The 22934-nt window shown below is 43.8% G+C and carries 22 protein-coding genes; 16 read left to right on the plus strand and 6 right to left on the minus strand.

The window, feature by feature from the left end; all coding sequences use genetic code 11:
- Positions 1 to 4 precede the first annotated feature (4 nt).
- The 6 genes from rpe to ACT8YW_RS01470 form a co-directional block, all read right to left on the minus strand.
- Complete coding sequence (rpe, locus tag ACT8YW_RS01445) at positions 5 to 655, minus strand: ribulose-phosphate 3-epimerase (protein ID WP_004297307.1); 651 nt, start codon at positions 653 to 655, stop codon at positions 5 to 7.
- Between the two features lie 98 nt (positions 656 to 753).
- Complete coding sequence (fmt, locus tag ACT8YW_RS01450; RefSeq protein WP_444103742.1) at positions 754 to 1725, minus strand: methionyl-tRNA formyltransferase; 972 nt, start codon at positions 1723 to 1725, stop codon at positions 754 to 756.
- Positions 1726 to 1796: 71 nt separating this feature from the next.
- Positions 1797 to 3590, minus strand: a complete 1794-nt coding sequence (locus tag ACT8YW_RS01455) for a chloride channel protein (protein WP_004297305.1) — start codon at positions 3588 to 3590, stop codon at positions 1797 to 1799.
- A complete protein-coding gene (locus ACT8YW_RS01460) occupies positions 3591 to 4154 on the minus strand; it encodes an L-threonylcarbamoyladenylate synthase (RefSeq protein ID WP_032848669.1) in 564 nt (187 codons plus the stop codon).
- A gap of 202 nt (positions 4155 to 4356) precedes the next feature.
- Positions 4357 to 5982 (minus strand): RagB/SusD family nutrient uptake outer membrane protein, encoded by a 1626-nt coding sequence (locus ACT8YW_RS01465; protein ID WP_444103743.1) that lies wholly within the window; start codon positions 5980 to 5982, stop codon positions 4357 to 4359.
- Positions 5983 to 6007: 25 nt separating this feature from the next.
- Complete coding sequence (locus ACT8YW_RS01470; RefSeq protein WP_444103744.1) at positions 6008 to 9034, minus strand: SusC/RagA family TonB-linked outer membrane protein; 3027 nt, start codon at positions 9032 to 9034, stop codon at positions 6008 to 6010.
- 489 nt (positions 9035 to 9523) lie between these two features.
- Between ACT8YW_RS01470 and ACT8YW_RS01475 the strand changes: the two genes are divergently transcribed.
- From ACT8YW_RS01475 to ACT8YW_RS01550, 16 genes are all read left to right on the plus strand, one after another.
- Positions 9524 to 9955: an acyl-CoA thioesterase gene (locus tag ACT8YW_RS01475; RefSeq protein ID WP_004324741.1), complete on the plus strand. Its 432-nt coding sequence runs from the start codon at positions 9524 to 9526 to the stop codon at positions 9953 to 9955.
- Positions 9956 to 10164: 209 nt separating this feature from the next.
- Positions 10165 to 11688: an HAL/PAL/TAL family ammonia-lyase gene (locus tag ACT8YW_RS01480; protein WP_004324740.1), complete on the plus strand. Its 1524-nt coding sequence runs from the start codon at positions 10165 to 10167 to the stop codon at positions 11686 to 11688.
- Position 11689: 1 nt separating this feature from the next.
- Positions 11690 to 12418: a 3-oxoacyl-ACP reductase FabG gene (gene fabG / locus ACT8YW_RS01485; protein ID WP_004324738.1), complete on the plus strand. Its 729-nt coding sequence runs from the start codon at positions 11690 to 11692 to the stop codon at positions 12416 to 12418.
- Between the two features lie 26 nt (positions 12419 to 12444).
- Positions 12445 to 13668 carry a beta-ketoacyl-[acyl-carrier-protein] synthase family protein gene (locus tag ACT8YW_RS01490; protein ID WP_007764491.1) on the plus strand — a complete coding sequence of 408 codons (1224 nt, stop codon included), beginning with the start codon at positions 12445 to 12447 and terminating at the stop codon, positions 13666 to 13668.
- A 21-nt stretch (positions 13669 to 13689) separates the two neighbouring features.
- The gene (locus tag ACT8YW_RS01495) at positions 13690 to 13941 is read left to right on the plus strand and encodes an acyl carrier protein (protein WP_004305450.1); all 252 of its coding nucleotides are present in this window, start codon (positions 13690 to 13692) and stop codon (positions 13939 to 13941) included.
- Positions 13942 to 13943: 2 nt separating this feature from the next.
- A complete protein-coding gene (locus ACT8YW_RS01500; RefSeq protein WP_444103745.1) occupies positions 13944 to 14855 on the plus strand; it encodes an LpxL/LpxP family acyltransferase in 912 nt (303 codons plus the stop codon).
- A gap of 25 nt (positions 14856 to 14880) precedes the next feature.
- A complete protein-coding gene (locus ACT8YW_RS01505) occupies positions 14881 to 15951 on the plus strand; it encodes a class I SAM-dependent methyltransferase (RefSeq protein ID WP_444103746.1) in 1071 nt (356 codons plus the stop codon).
- Positions 15948 to 16385 carry a hydroxymyristoyl-ACP dehydratase gene (locus ACT8YW_RS01510; RefSeq protein ID WP_444103747.1) on the plus strand — a complete coding sequence of 146 codons (438 nt, stop codon included), beginning with the start codon at positions 15948 to 15950 and terminating at the stop codon, positions 16383 to 16385. Before ACT8YW_RS01505 ends, ACT8YW_RS01510 begins: the two co-directional genes overlap by 4 nt.
- Entirely contained in the window at positions 16382 to 16825 is a 444-nt protein-coding gene (locus ACT8YW_RS01515; RefSeq protein ID WP_004305454.1) for an acyl-CoA thioesterase, read from the plus strand. The genes ACT8YW_RS01510 and ACT8YW_RS01515 overlap by 4 nt, the downstream gene beginning before the upstream one ends.
- A complete protein-coding gene (locus tag ACT8YW_RS01520; protein WP_444103748.1) occupies positions 16810 to 18582 on the plus strand; it encodes a beta-ketoacyl synthase N-terminal-like domain-containing protein in 1773 nt (590 codons plus the stop codon). The genes ACT8YW_RS01515 and ACT8YW_RS01520 overlap by 16 nt, the downstream gene beginning before the upstream one ends.
- Positions 18575 to 18856: a phosphopantetheine-binding protein gene (locus ACT8YW_RS01525; RefSeq protein ID WP_004297289.1), complete on the plus strand. Its 282-nt coding sequence runs from the start codon at positions 18575 to 18577 to the stop codon at positions 18854 to 18856. The genes ACT8YW_RS01520 and ACT8YW_RS01525 overlap by 8 nt, the downstream gene beginning before the upstream one ends.
- 3 nt (positions 18857 to 18859) lie before the next feature.
- A complete protein-coding gene (locus ACT8YW_RS01530; protein WP_444103749.1) occupies positions 18860 to 20050 on the plus strand; it encodes a beta-ketoacyl-[acyl-carrier-protein] synthase family protein in 1191 nt (396 codons plus the stop codon).
- 24 nt (positions 20051 to 20074) lie between these two features.
- On the plus strand, positions 20075 to 21073 hold the full coding sequence (locus ACT8YW_RS01535; protein WP_444103750.1) for a beta-ketoacyl synthase chain length factor: 999 nt from the start codon (positions 20075 to 20077) through the stop codon (positions 21071 to 21073).
- Positions 21070 to 21750 carry a polysaccharide deacetylase family protein gene (locus ACT8YW_RS01540; protein ID WP_444103751.1) on the plus strand — a complete coding sequence of 227 codons (681 nt, stop codon included), beginning with the start codon at positions 21070 to 21072 and terminating at the stop codon, positions 21748 to 21750. Before ACT8YW_RS01535 ends, ACT8YW_RS01540 begins: the two co-directional genes overlap by 4 nt.
- A 12-nt stretch (positions 21751 to 21762) precedes the next feature.
- Complete coding sequence (locus ACT8YW_RS01545) at positions 21763 to 22398, plus strand: LolA family protein (protein ID WP_444103752.1); 636 nt, start codon at positions 21763 to 21765, stop codon at positions 22396 to 22398.
- A complete protein-coding gene (locus ACT8YW_RS01550; RefSeq protein ID WP_444103753.1) occupies positions 22373 to 22933 on the plus strand; it encodes a hypothetical protein in 561 nt (186 codons plus the stop codon). Before ACT8YW_RS01545 ends, ACT8YW_RS01550 begins: the two co-directional genes overlap by 26 nt.
- Position 22934: the final 1 nt, after the last annotated feature.

Below are 22934 nucleotides of genomic sequence, written 5' to 3' on the forward strand. Positions count from 1 at the left end.
AGAGTTACAGTTCGTGCAACTGACGAATCATCGCTTCCGGATCCGGTGCCGCAAAGACAGCATTACCAGCCACTAACGCATCGGCTCCCGCCTCAACCAAACGGGCACCTGTTTCCAGATTCACCCCACCGTCTACTTCAATCAGCGCTTTCGAACCTGTCCGTTCAATCAGGGCACGCAGTTCACGAACTTTTTCTACTGAATGTTCGATAAACTTCTGTCCGCCAAATCCCGGATTCACGCTCATGATAAGCACCATATATACATCCCGGATAATATCTTGTAAAAGAGCTACAGGAGTGGCCGGATTGATAGTTACAGCAGGCTGCATCCCGGCTTCTCTGATTTGTTGAATCACCCGATGCAGATGCGGGCAAGCTTCATAATGTACATTCATCGTATGAGCGCCCAACGCTTTTACCTCCGGAATAAACTTTTCCGGATTCACAATCATCAAATGCACATCCAGCGGTTTCTGGCTTAACTTCGCTACATATTTCAGTACCGGAAAGCCAAATGAAATGTTCGGAACAAATACTCCGTCCATAATATCAATATGTACCCACTCCGCTTCACTGCGGTTTACCATTTCAATATCCTTTGCCAAATATCCAAAATCGGCAGAAAGAATGGAAGGAGCGATAATCGGTTTCATAATTCTTTTATTTTAGGTTCTAGCCGTCACTTATTCGGGACGTTTTATTCTATTTATAATCTAATGGCTTGCTCGTTTTAATCTGCTCATCCGATTAATTACTTCATCAGACAACCATCTTTCAGGTGATATCCACGAAGCAATTCATCTATTTTCAGACGTTTTTTACCGGGAAGCTGTAAAGAAAGAATAGATACAAATCCATCCGGTACAGCTACTTTCATGAATTTCTTTCCATCGGTCACAATTGTTCCTGTAGCTAATTGATGTGATTCATTAATCTTCTCGCTTTCAAATATCTTCACGACCACTGCTGCTCCTTCTTCAGAAGTAATCAGTTCACTCCAAGCAGCAGGATAAGGTGATAATCCACGGATAAAATCGTATATCTTCTTCACCGGCTGATTCCAGTCAATCCGACAGGTTTCTTTAAAGATCTTCGGAGCAGGACGAAGTTCACCGACAACCGCCATTTCTTCTTGAGGAATCGGTTTTACCGTTCCATTCAATATAGCGTCTACCGTTTCAAGAACCAGTTTTCCTCCCAGTACCATCAACTTATCATGTACCACTTCCACATTATCCGTATCTGCAATAGGTACACGTACTTGCTGAATGACTTCTCCGGTGTCTATCTCGTGTTTCAAAAAGAAAGTAGTAATTCCTGTTTCCGTATCACCATTGATAACCGCCCAATTAATGGGGGCAGCTCCACGGTATTGAGGAAGCAAAGAAGCATGAAGATTGAACGTACCCAGTCGTGGCATATTCCATACCACTTCCGGCAACATACGAAAAGCAACTACAATCTGCAAGTCCGCCTTCCATTCACGCAATGCTTCTACAAAAACCTCATCTTTCAACCTTTCCGGTTGAAGTAACGGTAAATTTTGTTCAAGCGCATATTGCTTTACAGGAGAATACTGGATCTTATGTCCGCGTCCGGCAGGCTTATCGGGCATTGTAATCACACCCACTACATTATAACCGCCTTCTACTAATTGACGCAGGGCCTCTACCGCAAAATCGGGAGTCCCCATATATACTATTCTTAAATCTTCTTTTTTCATAATCGTCTTATAATCTGCATAGAAACCTGTTATCTGCATAAGCCCGGCTCCGGCATCTTGCCGATTGTCGGTTAGTCTTCAGAGAAATGTACCAATACTTGCCGGTATGAATTAAATATCTTCGATTTAGAAACAAATCCCTGATATCGCCCTTCTTCATCCACTACCGGAAGATTCCAGGCTTTCGTATCATCAAACGTCTGCATCACCTGTTCCATTCCATCCGTATCGAATATCTTGGCAGGGGCAGATGTCATTAATTTATTAACAGTGAAACGGTGATAAAGTTCTTGCCGGAACATGATGTTACGAATGTCGTCAAGAAGTACAATACCTAACAATTCACCTGTTTTTTTATCTGTCACCGGGAAGACATTTCGATGGGAAGCAGCGATTGCTTTCACTAATTCGCCCAAATCCATTTCCGGATGTACGACAACGAAATCTTTCTCCACCACATTCTCCATCTTCATCAACGTCAACACGGCTTTATCCTTATGGTGTGTAAGCAACTGTCCCTTCTTAGCTAAACGCATCGAATAGATACTATGAGGTTCGAAAGCTATAATGGTCAGATATGAACTTACAGATACAATCATCAACGGAAGAAATAAGTCATATCCCCCTGTCAATTCGGCGATCAGGAACACCCCTGTCAACGGAGCATGCATAACGCCACTCATCACTCCCGCCATCCCCATCAATGCAAAATTCTTTTCCGGCAAATAAGCGGAGAAAGCAAAGTCATTGCTAAAATGAGAAAAGACAAACCCGGCGATACATCCCAGATAAAGCGAAGGTGCAAAGATACCACCACAACCACCGCCACCATTCGTTGCACTGGAAGCAAAGACCTTCAGCAGAATAATCAGCATCAGATAAACCAGCAGCAAATTGCCATAGCCATAAAACATAGAATTGTTCATGACCGTATCCCACTCTGCCGCAGACGTTCCATTCAGCAAAAGATTAATGGTATCATATCCTTCACCATAAAGAGGCGGGAAAAGGAAGATCAATATACTCAACATCACACCACCGAAAGCCAGTTTCTTATAAGGGTTGTTGAGTTTACCAAAGACACCTTCCACCGAATTCATGGCACGTGTAAAGTACAATGAAATCAGTCCGCAAAAAATTCCCAGTAAGATAACAAAAGGAATACGTTCCAGTTCGAATGCCTGATCCAGATGAAACTTAAACATAGCCTCCGTACCGGTGATTATATATGAAACGGTTGCCGCTGTCACGGCAGAAATCAGCAGGGGAAGTAAAGAGGACATGGTCAGGTCGATCATCAAGACTTCCAATGTAAATACCAATCCCGCAATCGGAGCTTTAAAAATGCCGGCAATCGCACCTGCCGCGCCACAGCCGACGAGCAACATCAGCGTGCGGTGCTCCATCTTGAATACACTCCCTAAATTGGAACCGATTGCCGAACCTGTCAGTACAATCGGCGCCTCTGCTCCGACCGACCCACCAAAACCGATGGTGATGGCACTGGCAATGGTAGAAGACCAGATATTATGTCGCTTGATACGTCCCTGTCTACGGGAAATAGCATATAGAATTTTGGTGACTCCATGGCTGATGTCATCCTTTACAATATTACGAACAAACCAACCTGCAAGAAAAATCCCGACTACCGGATATACCAAATACAGGTAGTTAGCTTCCGTTGCATTAAAATTATCAGTTAGGAAATTCTGTATCTGATGGATAAAGAATTTCAATATTAATGCGGCAAACGCTGTGAAAATTCCGACTAGGAAACTTAATATCAGGATAAATTGCTTCTCCTTTATATTCGCTTCCCGCCATTTGATGCAACGCTGTAATAAACTAAGTTTTTCTCCCTTCATTTATTCGCGAATTATCTTTATCACTCCACCTTTTTCCAACTTAATAATACTTGAGGGTCTCGGCCGGCTCATATCGTCCTGGCGAAAGCCAACGATATAATCTACCGCCAATTTGATTTCATCACTGATTTCACTAAAATTAGCCGCACCCGGCTGCCCGCTGACATTAGCCGAAGTAGAAACGATTGCTTTACGGAACTGCTGACAGAGTCGTCTGGAAAAATCTTCATTCGTCACCCGAATCCCTACACTGCCATCCTCGGCCAGCAAATTCGATGCTAAGTTACGTGCTCCGGAATAAATAATCGTCAACGGCTTGTCGGCAACTTCAATCAAATCCCATGCAACATCAGGCACATCCTGTACATAAAAATCTACTTTAACCGGAGAGTCTACCAAGACCAGCATAGCCTTGCTGTCAGCGCGTTTCTTAATCTCATACACGCGGCGTACAGCCTCTTCATTAGTCGCATCACAGCCTATACCCCATACGGTATCGGTGGGATAAAGGATCACTCCTCCTTCATTCATCACCTGACAGGCTTTTTTAATATCTTCTATCATTTCTTGATTAATTTCCGTTAAGAACAAGATGCAAAAATAACACTTTTATTCCATTTAGTGAAATCTATCCCGACGTTTTTAAGTCCCTCAAAAATATAGATTGACACAACAAACCATACAAAAAAGAAAGAACGATGTAAATTAAGAGATAACCTACATCGTTCTATAAAAAACAGATCATTCAAAAAATCAACCCCTAACGCTATTTGTTCTTCCAACTATTGTCCAGATTCGGGTTCAAAATCACATCTTCATAGGGATAAGGAACATACATCTTACTGTCATCCCAAGTTCCGGTGACCGTTACTGCTTCTTTCCTGAAAACTCCGGACACCACTTCAATAGGCTCATTTTTCTTACGAAATTCAAAATGATCCTTATACCGGTACATTCTGAACATATCCCTGGCTCTGCTCGCAATACCGCCCCAATAATAACCGGCCATTTCCCAACCATGTTCATTGTAGGCTGCTTCCGCCAGTTCATCAGGAGACATATCCGTCGTATATCTATTTGTTTTTTCACCGTCTGCCCTGTTGCGCACTTCGTTCAACACTTTAACCGCCTGTTCATTGATTTCTCCCGCACGGCCTGTTGCTTCGGCATACCAGCAATATACTTGCGAAAGACGTAATAACTGGAATGTTTTCTCCCCCGATGCATTGACTACGGCAGGATTTGTATAATCAAATTCAGTTCCGCGTACAGCACCTTCCACGGTCTTCATAAAGACAGGCGCCACTACCTCGCGGGAAGCAGGATCGGTATCATACCACCAATCATATAGTTTCCCGTCGCTAAGCATGATTTTCGGGAAATACGTAGCATCTTTACGAGGGCCTTCGGGGAAGTTCATCCAGAAATTAATTTCTCCATTCGTATCTCCCCAACCGGCCTGTTTCATATCTTGCAGGAAATCGGTCAAGGGAGCGGATTGTCCTGCTGCATCCCTATTATAATAGATACCCAACAGAAGTTCCGTATTCTTATTATTGTATTCCCATGAATATACCTGGCTATATTCCGGCAGCAGTTTATAATAGTAGCTACCACCATCTGCACCGTCTATCACTTCTTTGGCTTTGGCGGCAGCCAGCTTGTAATATTCTACTCCTTTATTAAGCGGCCATCCTGCCATACACATATAGACATAAGCCATCGTTGCTTTTACGGCTCCCTCACTTACAGCAATGTTCATTCCATTTCTGCCATACGGTTCCTTCGTGTACAGTGCGGGGCAATCGGTTTCTGCTATTTTCAGGTCAGACAGAATCAATTCGTACACTTCTTCTTCCGTCTTCAACGGAGCATTATAATCTATTTCTTCTTTCAGCATGATGGGAACCCGTCCCCAAGTAGTCACCAGATAAAAATAAGAGTAGGCCCTCCAATAATGTGCTTGTGCAATAGCCACTTTTATATCGTCTTTTGATACCTCCGGCGTACGCTCCGCATTATTTATGATAAAATTGGCAGCCTTGATAACTTTGAAACGCTGCTCCCACATACTGGACAACCACGAGTTATTGTCTTTCACATCAAACTGATCGTGTTCACGAAGAGGTTGTTTATTACTGGAAGGATGAGTGGAGATATCATCTCCCACCAGGAAGTTCGTTCCACAAAGATTATTACTAGCCTGTGAACTTGCGATCACGGAATAGAGAGCCGTCAGCGAAGCGTCCAGATCTTCTTTGTTACTGAAATAGGTATCCGAAGGTAACTGTCCTTTCGGATCTTCTTCCAGAAAATCACTACACGAAGTCCAACACAAAGCTGTCAGAAGCACAGGCAAGGCTTTCATTATAAAGGTATATGCTGTTTTCATACGGTTATTGTCTTAATACACGGTTTTAAAATCTGAATTTGGCTCCAAAGGTGATTGTCCGAGGAATCGGATAAGCACCGTAATCCAGTCCGTCATAACTAGTGTACACTTCAGGATCCATTCCTTTGTAGCGGGTGATTGTAAAGAGATCCTGTGCGCTGACGGACAGTTGTACACTTGCAAACTTCAGTACACGGCGAGGAATGCGGTACGAAAGGCTGATATTCTTCAACTTGATAAAAGAAGCATCTTCAAGCCAGAAATCCGAATTAGCATAACTCTTGTTGTCGGTATTGGTAAGGCTCGGATAAAGAGCGTCCGCTTTGTTGGCAACATGATCCCATCCTTTGAAGTAGGCATCACGCAAGGTTACGAAACGAGAGACACCAGTCATGGATGCCGCCATAAAACGGCTGATATTCAACCGGTCATATCCGGTGGCAGCATTGAAAAACACATTCAGCGTCCAGTTTTTCCAAGTAACAGTGTTGTTCCAACCTACTGTCCATTTGGGACTTGCCTGTCCTTTCACAACCAGATCATCGGAAGTCGGATTCGTTGTCAGACTACCATCTGCTTTCTGATAAAGATTGGCGCCTTTATCATCGAATCCTTTCCATTGATAGACATAGAAAGATCCCATAGGATAACCGGGCTTCATAATCTGCATAGGACCTCCCAAATCGCTATAGTTAGCAGTGAGTACAAAGTCATCTCCTGCGAGGTCTGCTACTTCATTCTTCACATAAGAAGCATTCAGGCTGGTTTCCCACGTCACAGCCCCCTTTACAGGGAAAGTGGTAAGGGATAATTCGACTCCGGTATTGTTCAGTTTTCCTTGATTCACCCAATAAGTACCACCTCCGTTATATTTAGGCACCTGTTTCTGAAAGAGCAGATCTTTCGTTTGTTTCTTGAACCAGTCCACTGTAATATTAAAGCCTCCGATACTCATATCCAATCCCAAATCATATTGGTAAGTCTTTTCCCAGGTAATGCCGGGTGTAGCAAACTGATATCCCCAATATCCCGTAGAGGAAGTGGAAGTTCCCCAGCCGTAAGATGCCCCCGATAACATACCCAATGTGCTGTAAGCAGCAATATCCTGATTTCCGGTGACACCAAAGCTGGCACGCAGTTTCAACTGATCGAGCACGTGCTGGTTGCTCATGAAAGATTCTTGTGCAATATCCCAAGCCACAGCTGCGGAAGGGAAATATCCCCATTTGTTGTCTCCCTGAAATTTAGAAGAACCGTCAGCTCTTAATGCAGCGGTAATAAAATATCGTTTCTTATAATCGTAATTAGCACGTACGATACCGGAAGCCAAAGAAAATTCCGTGTATGAATTGCTCGCATCTCTGATAGCAGCATTGCCAAGATTCCAGTACCCAACACTTTCATTGTTCAGATTGGAACCGGTTCCCTTTAGTTGTGAGTCCCACGAACGACTTATTTCCCATACGCCCATGGCAGTGAAGCTATGATCTCCGAATTGCTTTTGCCAGGTCAGATTGTTAGTATTCTGCCAATAGTTATGCAATGCGTTGGTATTGCTTGCGCTATTGATAGCACCCGGCGAATCCAGTTTCGACCGGAAAGAATAAGAAGGACTATTATCGTAGTCATAACCTCCCTGAACGGAAAGCGTCAGTCCTTTCATGATTTTGAACAGCAATGTCAGGTTGGCGTTTAAATTATAGCTATAGCTATCGCTATTGTTCACTATCATTTCACCGTAAGGGCTGGAACCTATCATATTATACGGGTCTGTATTGTACACGCCGGTTTCGGGATCTTTCAGCTCCATGGTAGGCGAAAAGTTAGTGACATGCAACCAGTTCGCCCCACCTTCATTGTGTTTGTGAAGACTGGATGCGTTTAATTTTGCAGAGATTGTCAACCAGGGTTTCACTTCCGAGTCGATGTTTGCCCGAATTCCATAGCGTTTATAATCGGACATGATGGTGATGGCTTCCTGATCGAGCACATTTCCCGAAATAAGGTATTTCACTTTTTCATTTCCTCCGGATATGGCGAGCCGATAATCCTGGGTGATACCTGTACGAGTCAGAAGATCAGTCCAGTTAATTCCTTTCGTTCCATTTTTATAAGCCTCAAGATCTTCGGCAGAGATAGTAGACGATCCGCGAATGTCATTCAGTGCAGTTGCATATTCGTAAGCGTTCAGCAGGTCATACTGTTTTCTGACAGTCGAAAGCCCTACCGATGCATCGAACGTTACCTGTGCTTTTCCCTCACTACCCTGTTTGGTGGTTATCAGGATAATGCCATTCGAACCACGGGAACCGTAAATGGCAGTGGAGGAAGCGTCTTTCAGTATTTCCATCGACTGGATATCAGAAGGGTTAATACCGTCCAAGCCACTGGAAGAGATGATACCGTCAATCACATATAAAGGATCACTGCTTTTATTGATAGAGGTAGTTCCACGAACGCGCACCTTCATACTTGCTCCGGGCATACCACTCGTAGCAGTGACTTCTACACCGGGAGTACGACCCTGGAGTATATTTTCAACCCGTTGTACAGGTTGATTTTTGTATTGTCTGTTGGATACACCGGACACAGCACCCGTAAGGTCACTCTTTTTGACGGTTCCGTATCCTACCACTACCACTTCATCCAATAACTGATTGTCTTCTTTCAACACAACACGAAGAAGAGATCTCTTTCTGACTTTCACTTCCTGCGTATGATAGCCGATGTAAGAGATCACTAAAATCGCTCCTTCCGGAGCTTCGAGAGTAAACCTACCATCCATATCACTGGTAGTTCCGGTGTCTTCACCTTTGATAATGACGGAAGCACCAATGATTGTCTCTCCCTGTTCGTCGTTAATCACTCCTTTGATTGTCTTTCCAGCATCCCCGTCGGTAGTAGTATCGCTGTTTGTCGTAACTTCATTGTTATTTTCCGGGGCTTCCTGTGTTTCTGTCTTCTGTTTTTCAAGAGGAGGAGCCACCTGCGCGAATAATCCGAAAGGCAGAAACAGCATTAAAAGAATGCATAATAGCCATTTGTTTTTCATTATTACTTCCATTATTGTTCTAAAATTAGAATAGTTATTAGGATAGATTACCATCAATATTAGGCAATTTATGTGCCAAAAGCATAACAAAAGACTGATACAACGAGACTTGCCAAGTTTAACAAAAGAGATTATATCACTCATTTTCAAATACATAAATAATTTGCAATAAAGAAAAAAAGCATTAATAGCCAGATTAAGTTTCAAGCACGATCCTGTGCAAAAATTCCACAGAAATGTGGACATATTCCACAAGATAATAAGTTAAGAATAATCCGTATTTAAAAGTTCCTTTCCATCCTTCTGATTGTTTCCACATATCAGAAGTCAGAATAAACGTTCCAAAACTCCAGTTTAAACGATTATTAACTAATTTCTCCCCCGTCTCCGAGAACAGAATCAGCAGAAATATCTATCTTTGTCCCAATTTCAAGCAAGAAAGCAAAAGTGCTATTTTTGTGTCGAATTTAAAACGTTTAAGAGAAAACAATGGAAGAAATCGTATTTCATCACACATTACCTATCCAATTGCGATTCAATGATGTAGACAAATTTGGTCACGTCAACAACACGGTTTACTTCTCCTTTTACGACTTGGGAAAGACTGAATACTTCGGTTCAGTATGCCCGGGAGTAGATTGGGAAAAGATTGGCATTGTCGTTGTTCATATCGAAGCGAATTTTGTCAAGCAAATTTTCGCATCGGACCACATCGCTGTACAAACCGCCGTCTCTAAGATAGGTACCAAAAGCTTTCATCTGGTTCAACAAGTCATTGATACGAAAACCAATGAGGTGAAATGTGTTTGCAAGTCCATCATGGTTACTTTCGATCTTGAAAGACATGAGTCCATGCCACTGACCAAAGAATGGATAGAAGCGATCTGCAAGTATGAAGGACGGGATTTGCAAAAAGCATAGATTGATTTTTCTCCCCACCGATGAAGACACCCTCCGGCACCAATGAAGGCATCGAGCGGTACCGGGGAACAAATCTCCCACGAATGAGAAACAAAACAAGCAAAACCAATTCCCCAGAAAAAGTTTTATCCTGATTCATGTCCGCTATATAACAGAAATTGCCTATTTTTGCACCTTATTATTAAGGCATAAAATATCTAGTACAGAAAATGATAGCTGACAAAAGTATAAATTTAGATACCCTTCATAAAGTATTGTTTGATAATGAGAAGCTGGAACTCTCTGAAGAATGTATTCGAAAAGTAGAGGAAAGCTTCGATTTTCTGCAATCCTTTTCCAGCGATAAGATTATTTATGGTATCAATACGGGGTTCGGCCCAATGGCACAATACAGAATAGAAGATCAGTCATTGATCGACCTTCAGTATAATATCATCCGAAGCCATTCCACCGGTGCCGGCAAACCGCTTCCCGAACTTTATGTAAAAGCAGCTATGATTGCCCGTTTGTACACTTTTCTACAAGGGAAGTCAGGAGTGCATCTGGAACTGGTTTCTCTCCTCTGTGAATTTATCAACCGCGGAATTTATCCGTTCATACCCGAACACGGAAGTGTAGGTGCCAGCGGCGATCTCGTACAACTGGCCCATATCGCCCTGACGTTAATAGGGGAAGGGGAAGTTTTTTATCAGGGTAAATTGTGTAACGCAGCTACGGTGCTTCAGGAAAACGGTCTGAAACCTTTTTCCATGCGTATTCGTGAAGGTTTATCCGTTACAAACGGTACTTCTGTAATGACAGGCATCGGTATTGTCAATCTGATTTATGCAAAAAAACTACTCCGTTGGTCGGTGGCTGCCTCTGTAATGATGAATGAGATTGCCGCCTCTTATGATGATTTTATGGCACAGGCATTAAACGAGGCCAAGCATCATAAAGGTCAACAAGAGATAGCTGCTATGATGAGAGAATGGGTGGCAGGCAGTAAATGCGTGCTTCAAAGAGAGAACGAGCTATACAACCAGGTGCATAAAGAGAAAATCTTCGAACACAAAGTACAGCCCTATTATTCCTTGCGATGTGTTCCGCAAATACTCGGTCCTATTTACGATGAACTGGAGAATGCGGAAGAAGTATTAATAAACGAAATAAATTCCGCCTGTGACAATCCGATTGTCGATCCGGATACACAAAATATTTATCATGGCGGCAACTTCCACGGAGATTACATTTCTTTCGAAATGGACAAGTTGAAAATTGCCGTGACCAAGCTGACTATGCTTTGCGAAAGACAGATTAACTATCTGTTCCACGACCGTATCAATGGCATCCTGCCTCCGTTTGTAAATTTGGGAGTGCTTGGATTGAACTATGGTTTACAGGCTTCGCAATTCACTGCAACCTCCACCACAGCGGAGTGTCAGACATTATCAAATCCGATGTATGTACACAGTATCCCCAACAACAATGATAATCAGGATATTGTCAGCATGGGAACCAACTCGGCTCTATTAGCAAAAACAGTCATTGAGAATTCTTATCAGGTGATGGCTATCCAGTTCATGGGAATGGCACAAGCTATCGACTACCTGAAAATACAGGATCGCCTAAGTTCCAAAAGCAGGCAGGTTTATGAAGAAATACGCAGTTTCTTCCCTGTATTTACCAATGACACACCTAAATATAAAGAGATAGAAATGATGATAGACTATCTCAAAAAAGAAGATAAATAAAATGAAATATGCATTAGTAACCGGAGGAAGCCGAGGTATCGGCCGTGCTGTCAGTTGTAAACTGGCGGAAATGGGCTACTTTATACTGATAAATTATCAGAATAATGACGCAGAAGCGGAGAAAACGTTGCAGTTAGTACAGGAAAAAGGAAGTAATGGCGAGTTGATGAAGTTCGATGTGACCGACCCTGCCGCTATCACCCTTGCTTTGGGCAACTGGGCTTCCCAACACCCTGACGAATATATCGAGGTACTGATAAACAATGCAGGTATCCGCAAAGACAACCTGATGCTCTGGATGACAGGAGAAGAATGGAGCAAAGTGCTCGATATCAGCCTGAACGGATTCTTCAACGTGACACAGCCTTTATTGAAGAATATGCTGGTCAAACGTTATGGACGTATCGTAAATATCGTGTCATTGTCGGGCATTCAGGGAATGCCCGGCCAAACCAATTACTCCGCAGCCAAAGGTGGCGTAATAGCCGCTACCAAAGCACTGGCACAGGAAGTTGCCAAGAAGAAAGTAACAGTCAATGCAGTAGCTCCGGGATTCATCCGTACGGATATGACGGAAGGAATTGATGAGAACGAATGGAAGAAACATATTCCCGCGGGACGTTTCGGCACTCCGGAAGAGGTTGCCGACCTGGTCGGTTTCCTGGCATCTCCAGCCTCATCCTACATCACAGGAGAAGTGATTTCCATCAACGGAGGACTATATACTTAAAATAAAAGCATAGAATAGACAAAATAATGAAAAGAGTTGTTATCACGGGAATGGGGATTTACTCTTGCATCGGCAAGAATCTGGATGAAGTAAAAGACTCACTATATCATGGGAAATCGGGAATTGGCATAGACCCGGTACGGAAAGAATTGGGCTATTTTTCTGCATTAACGGGGATATTGGAACGTCCCGACTTGAAGAAGTTGTTGGACCGCCGTAAACGTCTCTGTCTACCGGAGCAGGGAGAATATGCTTATCTCGCTACATTAGAAGCTTTCCGTAATGCCGGTATTAATGAGGATTTTCTCGAAGCCAATGAAGTGGGTATCTTGTATGGCAATGATAGTAGTGCCGCTCCTGTTATTAACGCAGTGGACATCATTCGTGAAAAGAAAAACACTGCACTGGTAGGTTCCGGTTCTATTTTCCAGTCGATGAATTCCACCGTGACAATGAACCTGTCGGTTATTTTCAAACTAAGAGGGGTCAACTTCACCATTGCCGGAGCCTGTGCAAGCGGTTCTCACGCTATTGGCATGGGTTACCTGCTTATAAAATCGGGATTGCAGGATTGTATTCTTTGCGGTGGCGCACAAGAAGTCAATCCTTATGCAGTAGGAAGTTTCGACGGACTAAGCGCATTTTCCACCCAGGAAGCAGTCCCCGAGAAAGCCTCGAAACCTTTTGATAAACGACGTGACGGGCTGATTCCAAGTGGAGGAGCCGCCAGTCTGGTATTAGAGAGTTATGAATCGGCTGTAAAAAGGGGAGCTCCCATTCTGGCCGAAGTCATCGGTTACGGTTTTTCATCCAATGGAGATCACATCTCCGTGCCTAATGTGGACGGCCCGAAACGTTCTCTTCAAATGGCTATCAAAGATGCAGGGATTGCACTCGAACAGATCAGTTATATCAATGCACACGCCACCTCAACTCCGGTAGGTGACTTGAACGAGGCAAAAGCCATTGCGGAAGTATTTGAAGGGCATCACCCGTATGTGACTTCCACGAAGTCTATGACAGGACATGAAATGTGGATGGCCGGTGCCAGTGAAGTGATTTATTCCACCCTCATGATGAACAACGGTTTCATCGCTCCCAACCTCAATTTCGAGGAACCGGACGAGGCCTCTGCACAATTAAATATACCTACCCAACGGGTAAACCTGGAATTTGATACGTTCCTTTCCAACTCATTCGGATTCGGAGGAACCAATTCCACGCTAATCATACGCAAAATCAATCCATAATTTACTAAAGAAAACAGATATATGACAAACGAAGAAATCATCGAGAAAATAAGAACCACTCTGGCAGAAGAGTTTGAAGTAGACATCGACGTTATCCAGCCGGATGCACCGTTAATGGAAACTCTTGAACTGGACAGCCTGGACTTGGTCGATATGGTGGTACTGGTAGAAAAGAACTTCGGTTTCAACGTAACCGGACAAGATTTTGCGGGTATCAAAACCTTCCAGGACTTCTACGATCTCGTTATCACCCGTATGCAGGAAGCCAAGTAAATATGTCGACGTGGAAAGGCAAAACCCGGGGAGGAACATTCGGATACTTATTCTTTATTTACCTGATTAAGTATCTGGGCATTACTGCCGCTTATATATTTCTAAGTCTGGTAGTATTGTACTTCATACCGTTTGCTCCGAAAGCCACCAAAAGCACCTGGTTTTATGCCCGCCGCATTCTGAAATACAACCGAATACGCTCTTTGGGTATGTTGCTACGCAACTATTACCGGTTAGGGCAAATCCTGATTGACAAAGTAGCCATTGGCAACGGAAAAGTCGATCAATACCGATTCGAGTTCGAACGGTATCCGGAATTTCTGCAATTGCTGAACAGCGAACAGGGAGTGATTATGATTGGCGCCCATGTGGGAAACTGGGAAATAGGCGTTCCTTTCTTCGACGATTACGGAAAGAAAATCAATATCGTGATGTATGATGCCGAACATCGTAGAATCAAAGAGATATTGGAGAAAAATGGTCAGGACAAGGATTTTAAGATTATCCCCGTCAACGAAGATAACCTGACACACGTTTTCCGTATTACCGAGGCGTTAAACAAGAAAGAATATGTATGCTTTCAGGGCGACCGTTATCTGAATAAAGAGAAACTGCTGACAGGAACACTCCTGGGACAGAAAGCTCCTTTCCCTGCCGGTCCTTTCCTGCTTGGTTCGCGAATGAAAGTTCCGGTGGTATTCTACTTTGCCATGAGAGAGCCGGGCAGAACCTACCGTTTTCATTTTATAAGGACGGAACCAATCATACGAACCAAAGAAAAGAAAGCAGAGACAGCTCTGCTCGAACAATATACGGCCGCTTTGGACCAGATACTGAAACGCTATCCGGAACAATGGTTTAACTATTACTCATTCTGGGAAACCACAAGTGACGGTTCGCTCTCAAAGGATTGAAATAGAAAGATATAACAAAATAAAGATGCAACAGAATCAATATGATAAGGAACCGTTGACCGCGGTAGAGGCACAACGCCTGGCACAAGAAATAGCTTTCGGGCCCGTCGTGTTTCAGGTATCACGCCTTATGCTCAAATTCGGTATTTTTCAGTTACTGGCCGACGAACGCGCTGGCATGACACAAGAAGAAATCAGCAAGGCTTGTGAGTTGTCTTCTTATGCGACACAAGTTTTGTTGGAAGCCTCATTAACCATCGGTACCGTATTGCAGCACGAAAACCGTTACCGCCTTGCCAAAGCCGGATGGTTCCTGCTCAACGACAAGATGGTACGTGTCAATCTGGATTTCAACCACGATGTCAACTATCTGGGAATGTTCCATCTTGAAGAGGCTCTCACCAACGGACGTCCCGAAGGGCTGAAAGTATTCGGCGAATGGAGTACCATCTATGAAGGACTGTCAAGCTTACCCTCACAGGTACAAAAGAGCTGGTTCGGTTTCGATCATTATTACTCGGATTGCTCGTTTGACGAAGCTTTGGCGATTGTTTTCGCCCGCCATCCCAAGACTTTACTGGATGTGGGAGGTAATACCGGTCGATGGGCAACCAAGTGCGTAAGCTATGACGACGCGGTGGAAGTAACTATAATGGATCTTCCGCAACAATTGGAGATGATGCGTCAACAAACTAAAGAACTGCCCGGAGCAATGCGTATCCACGGGTATGGCGCCAATCTGCTCGATCCCGAAGTTCCTTTCCCGACAGGGTTCGATGCTATCTGGATGAGCCAGTTCCTTGATTGTTTCTCGGAAGAAGAAGTAACCAGCATACTGACCCGTGCAGCCCGCTCTATGAGCCGGGAGAGCCGCCTCTATATCATGGAAACTTTCTGGAACCGGCAAAAGTTTGACACAGCCGCTTATTGCCTGACACAAATCAGTCTTTATTTCACAGCCATGGCAAATGGTAACAGCAAAATGTATCATTCGGATGATATGGAACGGTGCATCAAAGCAGCGGGATTGGAAGTCGAAAAGATAGATGACCATTTAGGAATGGGACACAGCATTGTACAATGCAGATTGAAATGAACAACAGGGAAGTTATCATACAAGGAGAAGGAATACTCAATCTGATTCCACAGCGTCCGCCCATCGTGATGGTGGACAGTTTCTTTGGTATCGAAGAGAATCATTCCTATTCCGGACTGACTGTTACTGCTGATAATATTTTCTGCGAAACCGGAAAACTGCAAGAGGCGGGAATTATTGAACACATCGCTCAATCGGTAGCAGCACGTATCGGATTTCTTTATACCCGGCAGGGTGAAAAAGTACCGTTAGGGTTTATCGGCTCGGTAGACAAACTTAAAATCTACGATTTGCCAAAGATCGGGATGAAACTATTTACGGAGATTACCGTTGTACAGGAGGTATTCGACATTACATTGATTTCTGCACAAGTGAAAGTGGAAGACAAGCTGATAGCTGAATGCAGGATGAAAATATTTATAAAAAAAGAATGAAACGGAAAACGAATCAACAGGTTGCAGCTTTGACTAACCGGACTACCTTCAGAGTGCGGTTCAGCGAAATAGACTCCATGCAGATTGTATGGCATGGTGAGTATGTGCGCTACTTTGAAGATGGAAGAGAAGCTTTTGGCAAACAGTATGGTTTGGATTATATGAGTATTTACCGGGAGGGATACATGGTTCCTATCGTGGATTTAACCTGTCAGTTCAAACAATCACTATCTTTTGGTGAAGAAGCGATTGTCGAGACGCGCTATATTGCCTGTGAGGCAGCCAAGATAAAATTTGAATACGTTATCTACCGGGCTACCGACCAAAGTATAGTAGCTACCGGAAGCACCATACAAGTGTTCCTGAACCTGAATAAAGAATTGGAGCTTATGAACCCTCCGTTTTATCTGGAATGGAAAAAGAAATGGAATATCCTTTAAATATATACATCACAGCCCATACGCTGATTAGTTCGTTAGGTTTCGGCATCCCGGAAAACCTGGAGGCCATCCATAACTACCGAAGCGGAATCCGTATGCAAGAAGCCGGCCTAATTTCCGATCATCCCCTATTGGCGGGAATGATTGATTCTGTGGAATTGGAAAAACGGGCGAAGCTGATGCAGATTACGGATTATACCCGGATGGAGCAATTATTCATACTGGCTATCCAAGAGGTTATTTCTCAATCGGGAGCCGACTTGCGGGAGCCGGATTGCGCCTTGTTATTATCTACCACTAAAGGAAATGTTGATTTATTGAGTGAATTACCTGCTGACAGTCCGGTTTTTCTTTGGAAAATGGCGGAACGAATCGGAGATTTCTTTGGAGCGACAAATCAGGTAGAGGTCATCTCCAATGCTTGTATATCAGGAGTCTCGGCACTAATCGTCGCTAAGAGATGGATAGAATCAGGACGTTACAAACGAGTGATTGTGGCAGGTGGGGATATTCTTTCTCATTTCATTACCAGCGGCTTTCTATCATTCCGATCTGTCAGCGCACACCTTTGTCGACCATACGATATACAACGGGATGGATTAAGTCTGGGCGAAGCCTGTGGAGCTGTTCTTTTAGAAACTCAAGGAAACGCGAATCATATTATTCTCTCCGGAGGAGCAATCAGCAATGACGCCAACCATATATCCGGTCCTTCCCGAACAGGGGACGGTTTAGCTCTAGCCATTAATCAGGCAATGGAAGAAGCCGGAGCACTCCCCGAAGACATTAGCTTTATCAATGCACACGGAACAGCTACGGTTTACAATGATGAAATGGAATCCAAAGCCATACATCTGGCGGGATTAGCTACAGTTCCGGTGAATAGCCTTAAGCCCTATTTCGGTCATACATTAGGAGCTTCGGGCATTATCGAAACCATACTCTGCATAGAGCAACTAAAAGAAGGAAGATACTACGGAACTTTAGGGTATGAAACACTCGGTGTTCCCATGCCTATCACTGTCTATGCTACTCATCAGCCGATGCCGATGAAATGCTGCATCAAAACCGCTTCCGGTTTCGGAGGCTGTAATGCCGCACTGGTATTATCCCTCCCCGATGCTCATCTGAAACAGAAAGCAAACTCGCAGGCAACCGACAAAGCGAGTGCTCCGTCAGTTTACAAAGCGGTTGTGGAATCGGGCAACATGGTCACAATCAGACCAGGAGCAGTAGAAAGTAAAGGAACAACTGTATTCAGCTCTTCGGAAACTGACTTTGCACCGTTTATCCGGGAAGCATACAAGCATCTGGGAGAAAACAATATGAAGTTCTATAAGATGGACAACCTCTGTAAGCTGGGATATGTAGCTGCCGAATATTTACTGAAAGATACAAACTACCATCCGAAAGAGATTGGAATCATTCTTGCCAATGCTTCTTCCTCTCTGGATACGGACTGCAAACATCAGGCAATCATCAGTAAAGAAGGAGACAAAGCAGCCAGTCCTGCCATGTTTGTATACACTCTCCCCAATGTAGTATTGGGAGAAATCTGTATCCGGCACAAGATTCAGGGAGAGAATACATTCTTTGTCCGTCGGCAATCAGATGCTGCCTCATTAGAGGATTATGCAAGGATTGTGATGGCAAAAGGCAAGTTACGCACCTGTATCATAGGCTGGTGCGAACTACTGGGCGGACATTATCAAGCAGAATTTAAACAACTTAATAATATATCAACGATTTATGGATAATTTAGATCAAACCAAAAGAGAACTGATGGACGAAGTGAAAGGGAAACTAATCGAAGAGTTGAACCTTGAGGAAATCACTCCGGAAGATATTGACAACGAAGCCCCTCTGTTTGGCGACGAAGGTCTTGGCCTTGACTCCATTGACGCACTCGAAATCATCCTGATTCTGGAACGCGAATACGGTATAAAGATAGAGAACCCCAGTGAAGGAAAACAAATCTTCTACTCGGTACGTACACTGGCAGACTACATCATTGCTAATCGCAAAGCTTAACCGATGAAGATATACGTCACCGGATTGGGAGTTGTTTCGGGCATCGGTATCGGAGTTTCCGAAAATATAGAAGCGTTGAGACAAAGAAAGCATGGCATCGGAAAAGTAACTCTTTTTCCGACGGCTCTCGATGTGCCCGTATCCGAAGTGAAACGTAGCAATGAGGAACTGAAGAAACTGATCTCTTTACCGCTGCAACGCACTGTATCACGTACAGCCTTGTTGGGAATGATGGCAGCCGAAGAAGCAATGAAAGATGCGGGACTCACACCATCATTACGTATCGGTTTTATTTCCGCCACTTCCGTTGGCGGCATGGATTTGAGCGAGCACTTCTATGAATCTTTCAAGAAGAACCCGGGACAGGGACGGTTACGGGAAGTAATTTCACACGACTGCGGAGCCAGTACAGAATTGATTGCTTCGTATTTGGGTATCAATGATTTTATAACCACCATCAGTACAGCCTGCTCGTCAGCAGCCAATGCCATCATGCTGGGAGCAAGAATGATTAAACACGGGCTACTGGATGCCGCTATCGTAGGAGGCACAGATGCACTTTGCCGGTTTACGCTCAATGGATTCAACTCCCTGATGATTTTGGACAAAACACATTGCCGTCCTTTTGACCGCTCACGTACCGGATTAAATCTGGGAGAAGGTGCCGGTTACTTAGTGCTTCAATCGGAAAGTTCACTTCAAAGAACTCCTTATTGCGAACTTAGCGGTTACGCCAATACAAATGAGGCTTATCATCAAACAGGAAGTTCTCCTGAAGGGGACGGTGCCTTTCTGTCAATGAGTGAAGCTATCGCCTCCAGCGGCATTTCTCCCAAAGAAATCGATTATATCAATGTACATGGAACAGGTACTCCCGGCAATGATGCGTCAGAAGGTATGGCACTCCGAAGAATCTTTGGAGAACATGTTCCGCCATTTAGTTCGGTAAAAGCTTTTATCGGACATACCTTAGGAGCTTCCGAAGGAATTGAAGCTGTTTACTCCGTTCTTTCAATAGATAAAGGGCTGATTTATCCCAACCTGAACTTTACGGATGCGATGCCGGAAACAGGACTGATACCGGAAACCTCTTTTCAAGAAGGAATCCCCATCCGACATGTGTTATCCAACTCTTTCGGTTTCGGAGGAAACGATTCATCGCTCCTCTTTTCCGCAACGAATTTTCCAGCATGAACGCACCTTTAAGTATTTAAGCCTATGCAGCCAGTTTATATTCAACGCATCGCTTCCATTCATCCGCCAAAGGATCATTCACCAGAAAATAATCACCCTTATCTTCAGGCTTGCGAACCCGATTATAAGGATATTATCACCAATGCGACCTTGCGCAGACGTATGAGCCGTATCGTAAAAATGGGGGTGGCCTGCGGATTGGAATGTATGGGTGAACTATCTCCTGAAAAGATACAAGGAATCATCACAGCAACAGGATTGGGCTGCCTGACAGATACGGAAAAATTCCTGAACAACCTATTGGATAATGAAGAGCGGATGCTGAATCCTACTCCTTTCATCCAGTCGACATTCAATACAATCGGTGCACAAATAGCTCTGATTCATCAAATACATGCCTACAACATGACTTATGTCCACCGTGGACTTAGTTTTGAAAGTGCTTTATTGGACGCTATGATGAAAATAGAAGAAGGAAGCGAGAATATACTTGTGGGAGCCATCGATGAAATAACAGAAACCAGTTACACGATTCAGCAACGGCTGGGAATGCTGAAAGGGATAGCAGCCGGAGAAGGTGCTCAATTCTTTCTGTTAAGTCGGGAAGCCGGAGAGCATCCGTTGGCTGAAATACAGGGAGTCGAAACTTTCATCGGGAAACAGACAACAGAAGAAATCAGCTCCCGAATCATCCGTTTTTTGCAACGAAATGGTTTAGAATGTCAGGATATTCAGTGGTTGGTTACCGGAAAAAACAAGAAGCAACACAATCAAGATGACTCTCACGAGCAAACTGTCAACAATGGCAACTCTATTTATGAAGAGCTTGAAACAAACCTTTTCCCGGAAAGTGCTTATCTTAGTTTTAAGAATGAATGTGGTGAATATCCTACCGCAACATCGTATGCGGTATGGAAAGCAGTGAACGAATCGGCCAACTGCACTACCTCGACCCATATATTGATTTACAATCATCACCACTCCATCAATCATTCATTGATTCTAATCCGGAAAAGCGTATGATAATCGTTTGCCTCCTTCTTTGCTTGCTCTTGCTCCTGTCTTTTCTCGTTTATGCCTCTTATAGCATTCAATCGGGAATTTACCTCCGGTCATTTTGCAAAAAGCATACTGCGGAAAAGATTGTCGCCCTGACTTTTGATGACGGCCCCGACTCCCTACAGACTCCCAAAGTTCTGCAGGTACTAAAAGAATATCAGGTAACCGCCTGTTTCTTCTGTATCGGTCAAAAGGTAAAAGGGAATGAAGCAATCTTGCAAAAAATGGTGGCAGAAGGTCATCTGATTGGAAATCATTCGCATACCCATTCCGGTTTATTCCCGCTATACGGGCTCTCCAAGATGAAAAAAGACTTGCAAACTTGTCAGTGTGAACTAGAACGAGTAACTTCGCAGCCGGTTAGTTTGTTTCGTCCGCCGTTTGGTGTTACTAATCCAACGATTGCAAAAGCCGTTCGACAGTTAGGATATACCTCTATAGGATGGAGCATCCGTACACTAGATACACAACAACCAGCACCGGATAAAGTCCTTGCCAGGATTCGGAAACATCTTGAACCGGGAGCCATTATTCTGTTGCACGACCGGATGCCGGACAGCGACCAGCTAGTGAAACAAATCTTGGATTTGCTGAAAGAACAAGGATATACCGTTGTCCGTCCGGACAAACTATTGGCATAAAATAAAAAAGGTATGAGAACTTTATTAATATATTTATCGCTTTTCTTCTTGTCTATAGTCTCTACCCATGCCCAGGGCATGAAAAAGATGGCGCAAAAGACAGAGTTTGAAAGCCGCCTGGCAAAGGAGGCGCAAACCGTAGAGTCCATCGAAAGCGATTTCACCCAAGTGAAATATCTCGATGTATTCGATGAGAAGGTTACTTCCAAAGGGAAGTTCTACTACCAGAAGACCCATAAAATCTGCATGGAATATTTCCGCCCGATGAATTATCTCATCGTGATAAACGGCAGTAAGCTCAAAATCGTTTCGGATGGCAAGAAAAGTATCATGAATCTTAGTTCGAACAAAATGATGGCACAGATGCAGGATATGCTGACCGCGTGTATGATAGGCGACCTGTCTAAAATGTCGTCCAACTACCTGCTGGAGTATTTTGAAGACGCACGATACTATCTGGTTAAAATAAAACCGACCAACAAAGCGGTACAAGCCTATATTGCCGGTATAGAAATCTATCTGGACAAGAAAGATATGTCGGTACACAAACTCCGTCTGTCCGAAACAGCCACAAACTATACAGAATACGAATTCTATAATAAAAAGTTCAACTCCCTGAAGAATGAGACAAAGTTTGCGATTCGTTAGTCTGACGGTTCTGCTATTCTTATGGATACAGATCCAGACTTCCTGCTCTTCCCGAATGAGCGGGGAAGGCAGTACCGTGCCCCCCGCTATTGAACTAACACAAGGAGAAAGCTCGCAAAAATACAATATCCAACTGGATTTCATGAGACATCACATGAGCGGTATGCTAATAGTACGCCGTATGCCTGATAACGAAATCCGGATCGTAGCGTCTACTTACTTCGGACTAAGCCTTTTCGATTTTTCTCTTCGCAACGATCAGTTTACTGTCAACAGTTGCATTGAACCCATGAAAAAGGAAAAGGTGCTGAAACTTCTGGAGATGGATTTCAGACGTCTGTTCTTAAGTGGGAAAGATACTCGTGTGAAAGCGACCAAAGACAGTGCTACTGAAAAAAGAACCAGTGGAAAAGGCTTTGGAAAGTCAGTGGTCTACATCACTGGCAATACTCCGGGCGATCCCGCACAAATAAAAATCAAACATCCGTGGATTCGGTTAACGATCCGTCTGGATAAACTATCTAAAGAGATTTAAT

The sequence above is a fragment of the Bacteroides sp. genome, from assembly GCF_052357945.1.
Classification (GTDB): Bacteria; Bacteroidota; Bacteroidia; order Bacteroidales; family Bacteroidaceae; genus Bacteroides.

Bases quoted from the DNA above. Each gene is read 5' to 3' on its own strand.
- rpe (WP_004297307.1), bottom strand. From the start codon at position 655: ATGAAACCGATTATCGCTCCTTCCATTCTTTCTGCCGATTTTGGATAT.
- fmt (WP_444103742.1), bottom strand. From the start codon at position 1,725: ATGAAAAAAGAAGATTTAAGAATAGTATATATGGGGACTCCCGATTTT.
- ACT8YW_RS01455 (WP_004297305.1), bottom strand. From the start codon at position 3,590: ATGAAGGGAGAAAAACTTAGTTTATTACAGCGTTGCATCAAATGGCGG.
- ACT8YW_RS01460 (WP_032848669.1), bottom strand. From the start codon at position 4,154: ATGATAGAAGATATTAAAAAAGCCTGTCAGGTGATGAATGAAGGAGGA.
- ACT8YW_RS01465 (WP_444103743.1), bottom strand. From the start codon at position 5,982: ATGAAAACAGCATATACCTTTATAATGAAAGCCTTGCCTGTGCTTCTG.
- ACT8YW_RS01470 (WP_444103744.1), bottom strand. From the start codon at position 9,034: ATGAAAAACAAATGGCTATTATGCATTCTTTTAATGCTGTTTCTGCCT.
- ACT8YW_RS01475 (WP_004324741.1), top strand. From the start codon at position 9,524: ATGGAAGAAATCGTATTTCATCACACATTACCTATCCAATTGCGATTC.
- ACT8YW_RS01480 (WP_004324740.1), top strand. From the start codon at position 10,165: ATGATAGCTGACAAAAGTATAAATTTAGATACCCTTCATAAAGTATTG.
- fabG (WP_004324738.1), top strand. From the start codon at position 11,690: ATGAAATATGCATTAGTAACCGGAGGAAGCCGAGGTATCGGCCGTGCT.
- ACT8YW_RS01490 (WP_007764491.1), top strand. From the start codon at position 12,445: ATGAAAAGAGTTGTTATCACGGGAATGGGGATTTACTCTTGCATCGGC.
- ACT8YW_RS01495 (WP_004305450.1), top strand. From the start codon at position 13,690: ATGACAAACGAAGAAATCATCGAGAAAATAAGAACCACTCTGGCAGAA.
- ACT8YW_RS01500 (WP_444103745.1), top strand. From the start codon at position 13,944: ATGTCGACGTGGAAAGGCAAAACCCGGGGAGGAACATTCGGATACTTA.
- ACT8YW_RS01505 (WP_444103746.1), top strand. From the start codon at position 14,881: ATGCAACAGAATCAATATGATAAGGAACCGTTGACCGCGGTAGAGGCA.
- ACT8YW_RS01510 (WP_444103747.1), top strand. From the start codon at position 15,948: ATGAACAACAGGGAAGTTATCATACAAGGAGAAGGAATACTCAATCTG.
- ACT8YW_RS01515 (WP_004305454.1), top strand. From the start codon at position 16,382: ATGAAACGGAAAACGAATCAACAGGTTGCAGCTTTGACTAACCGGACT.
- ACT8YW_RS01520 (WP_444103748.1), top strand. From the start codon at position 16,810: ATGGAATATCCTTTAAATATATACATCACAGCCCATACGCTGATTAGT.
- ACT8YW_RS01525 (WP_004297289.1), top strand. From the start codon at position 18,575: ATGGATAATTTAGATCAAACCAAAAGAGAACTGATGGACGAAGTGAAA.
- ACT8YW_RS01530 (WP_444103749.1), top strand. From the start codon at position 18,860: ATGAAGATATACGTCACCGGATTGGGAGTTGTTTCGGGCATCGGTATC.
- ACT8YW_RS01535 (WP_444103750.1), top strand. From the start codon at position 20,075: ATGCAGCCAGTTTATATTCAACGCATCGCTTCCATTCATCCGCCAAAG.
- ACT8YW_RS01540 (WP_444103751.1), top strand. From the start codon at position 21,070: ATGATAATCGTTTGCCTCCTTCTTTGCTTGCTCTTGCTCCTGTCTTTT.
- ACT8YW_RS01545 (WP_444103752.1), top strand. From the start codon at position 21,763: ATGAGAACTTTATTAATATATTTATCGCTTTTCTTCTTGTCTATAGTC.
- ACT8YW_RS01550 (WP_444103753.1), top strand. From the start codon at position 22,373: ATGAGACAAAGTTTGCGATTCGTTAGTCTGACGGTTCTGCTATTCTTA.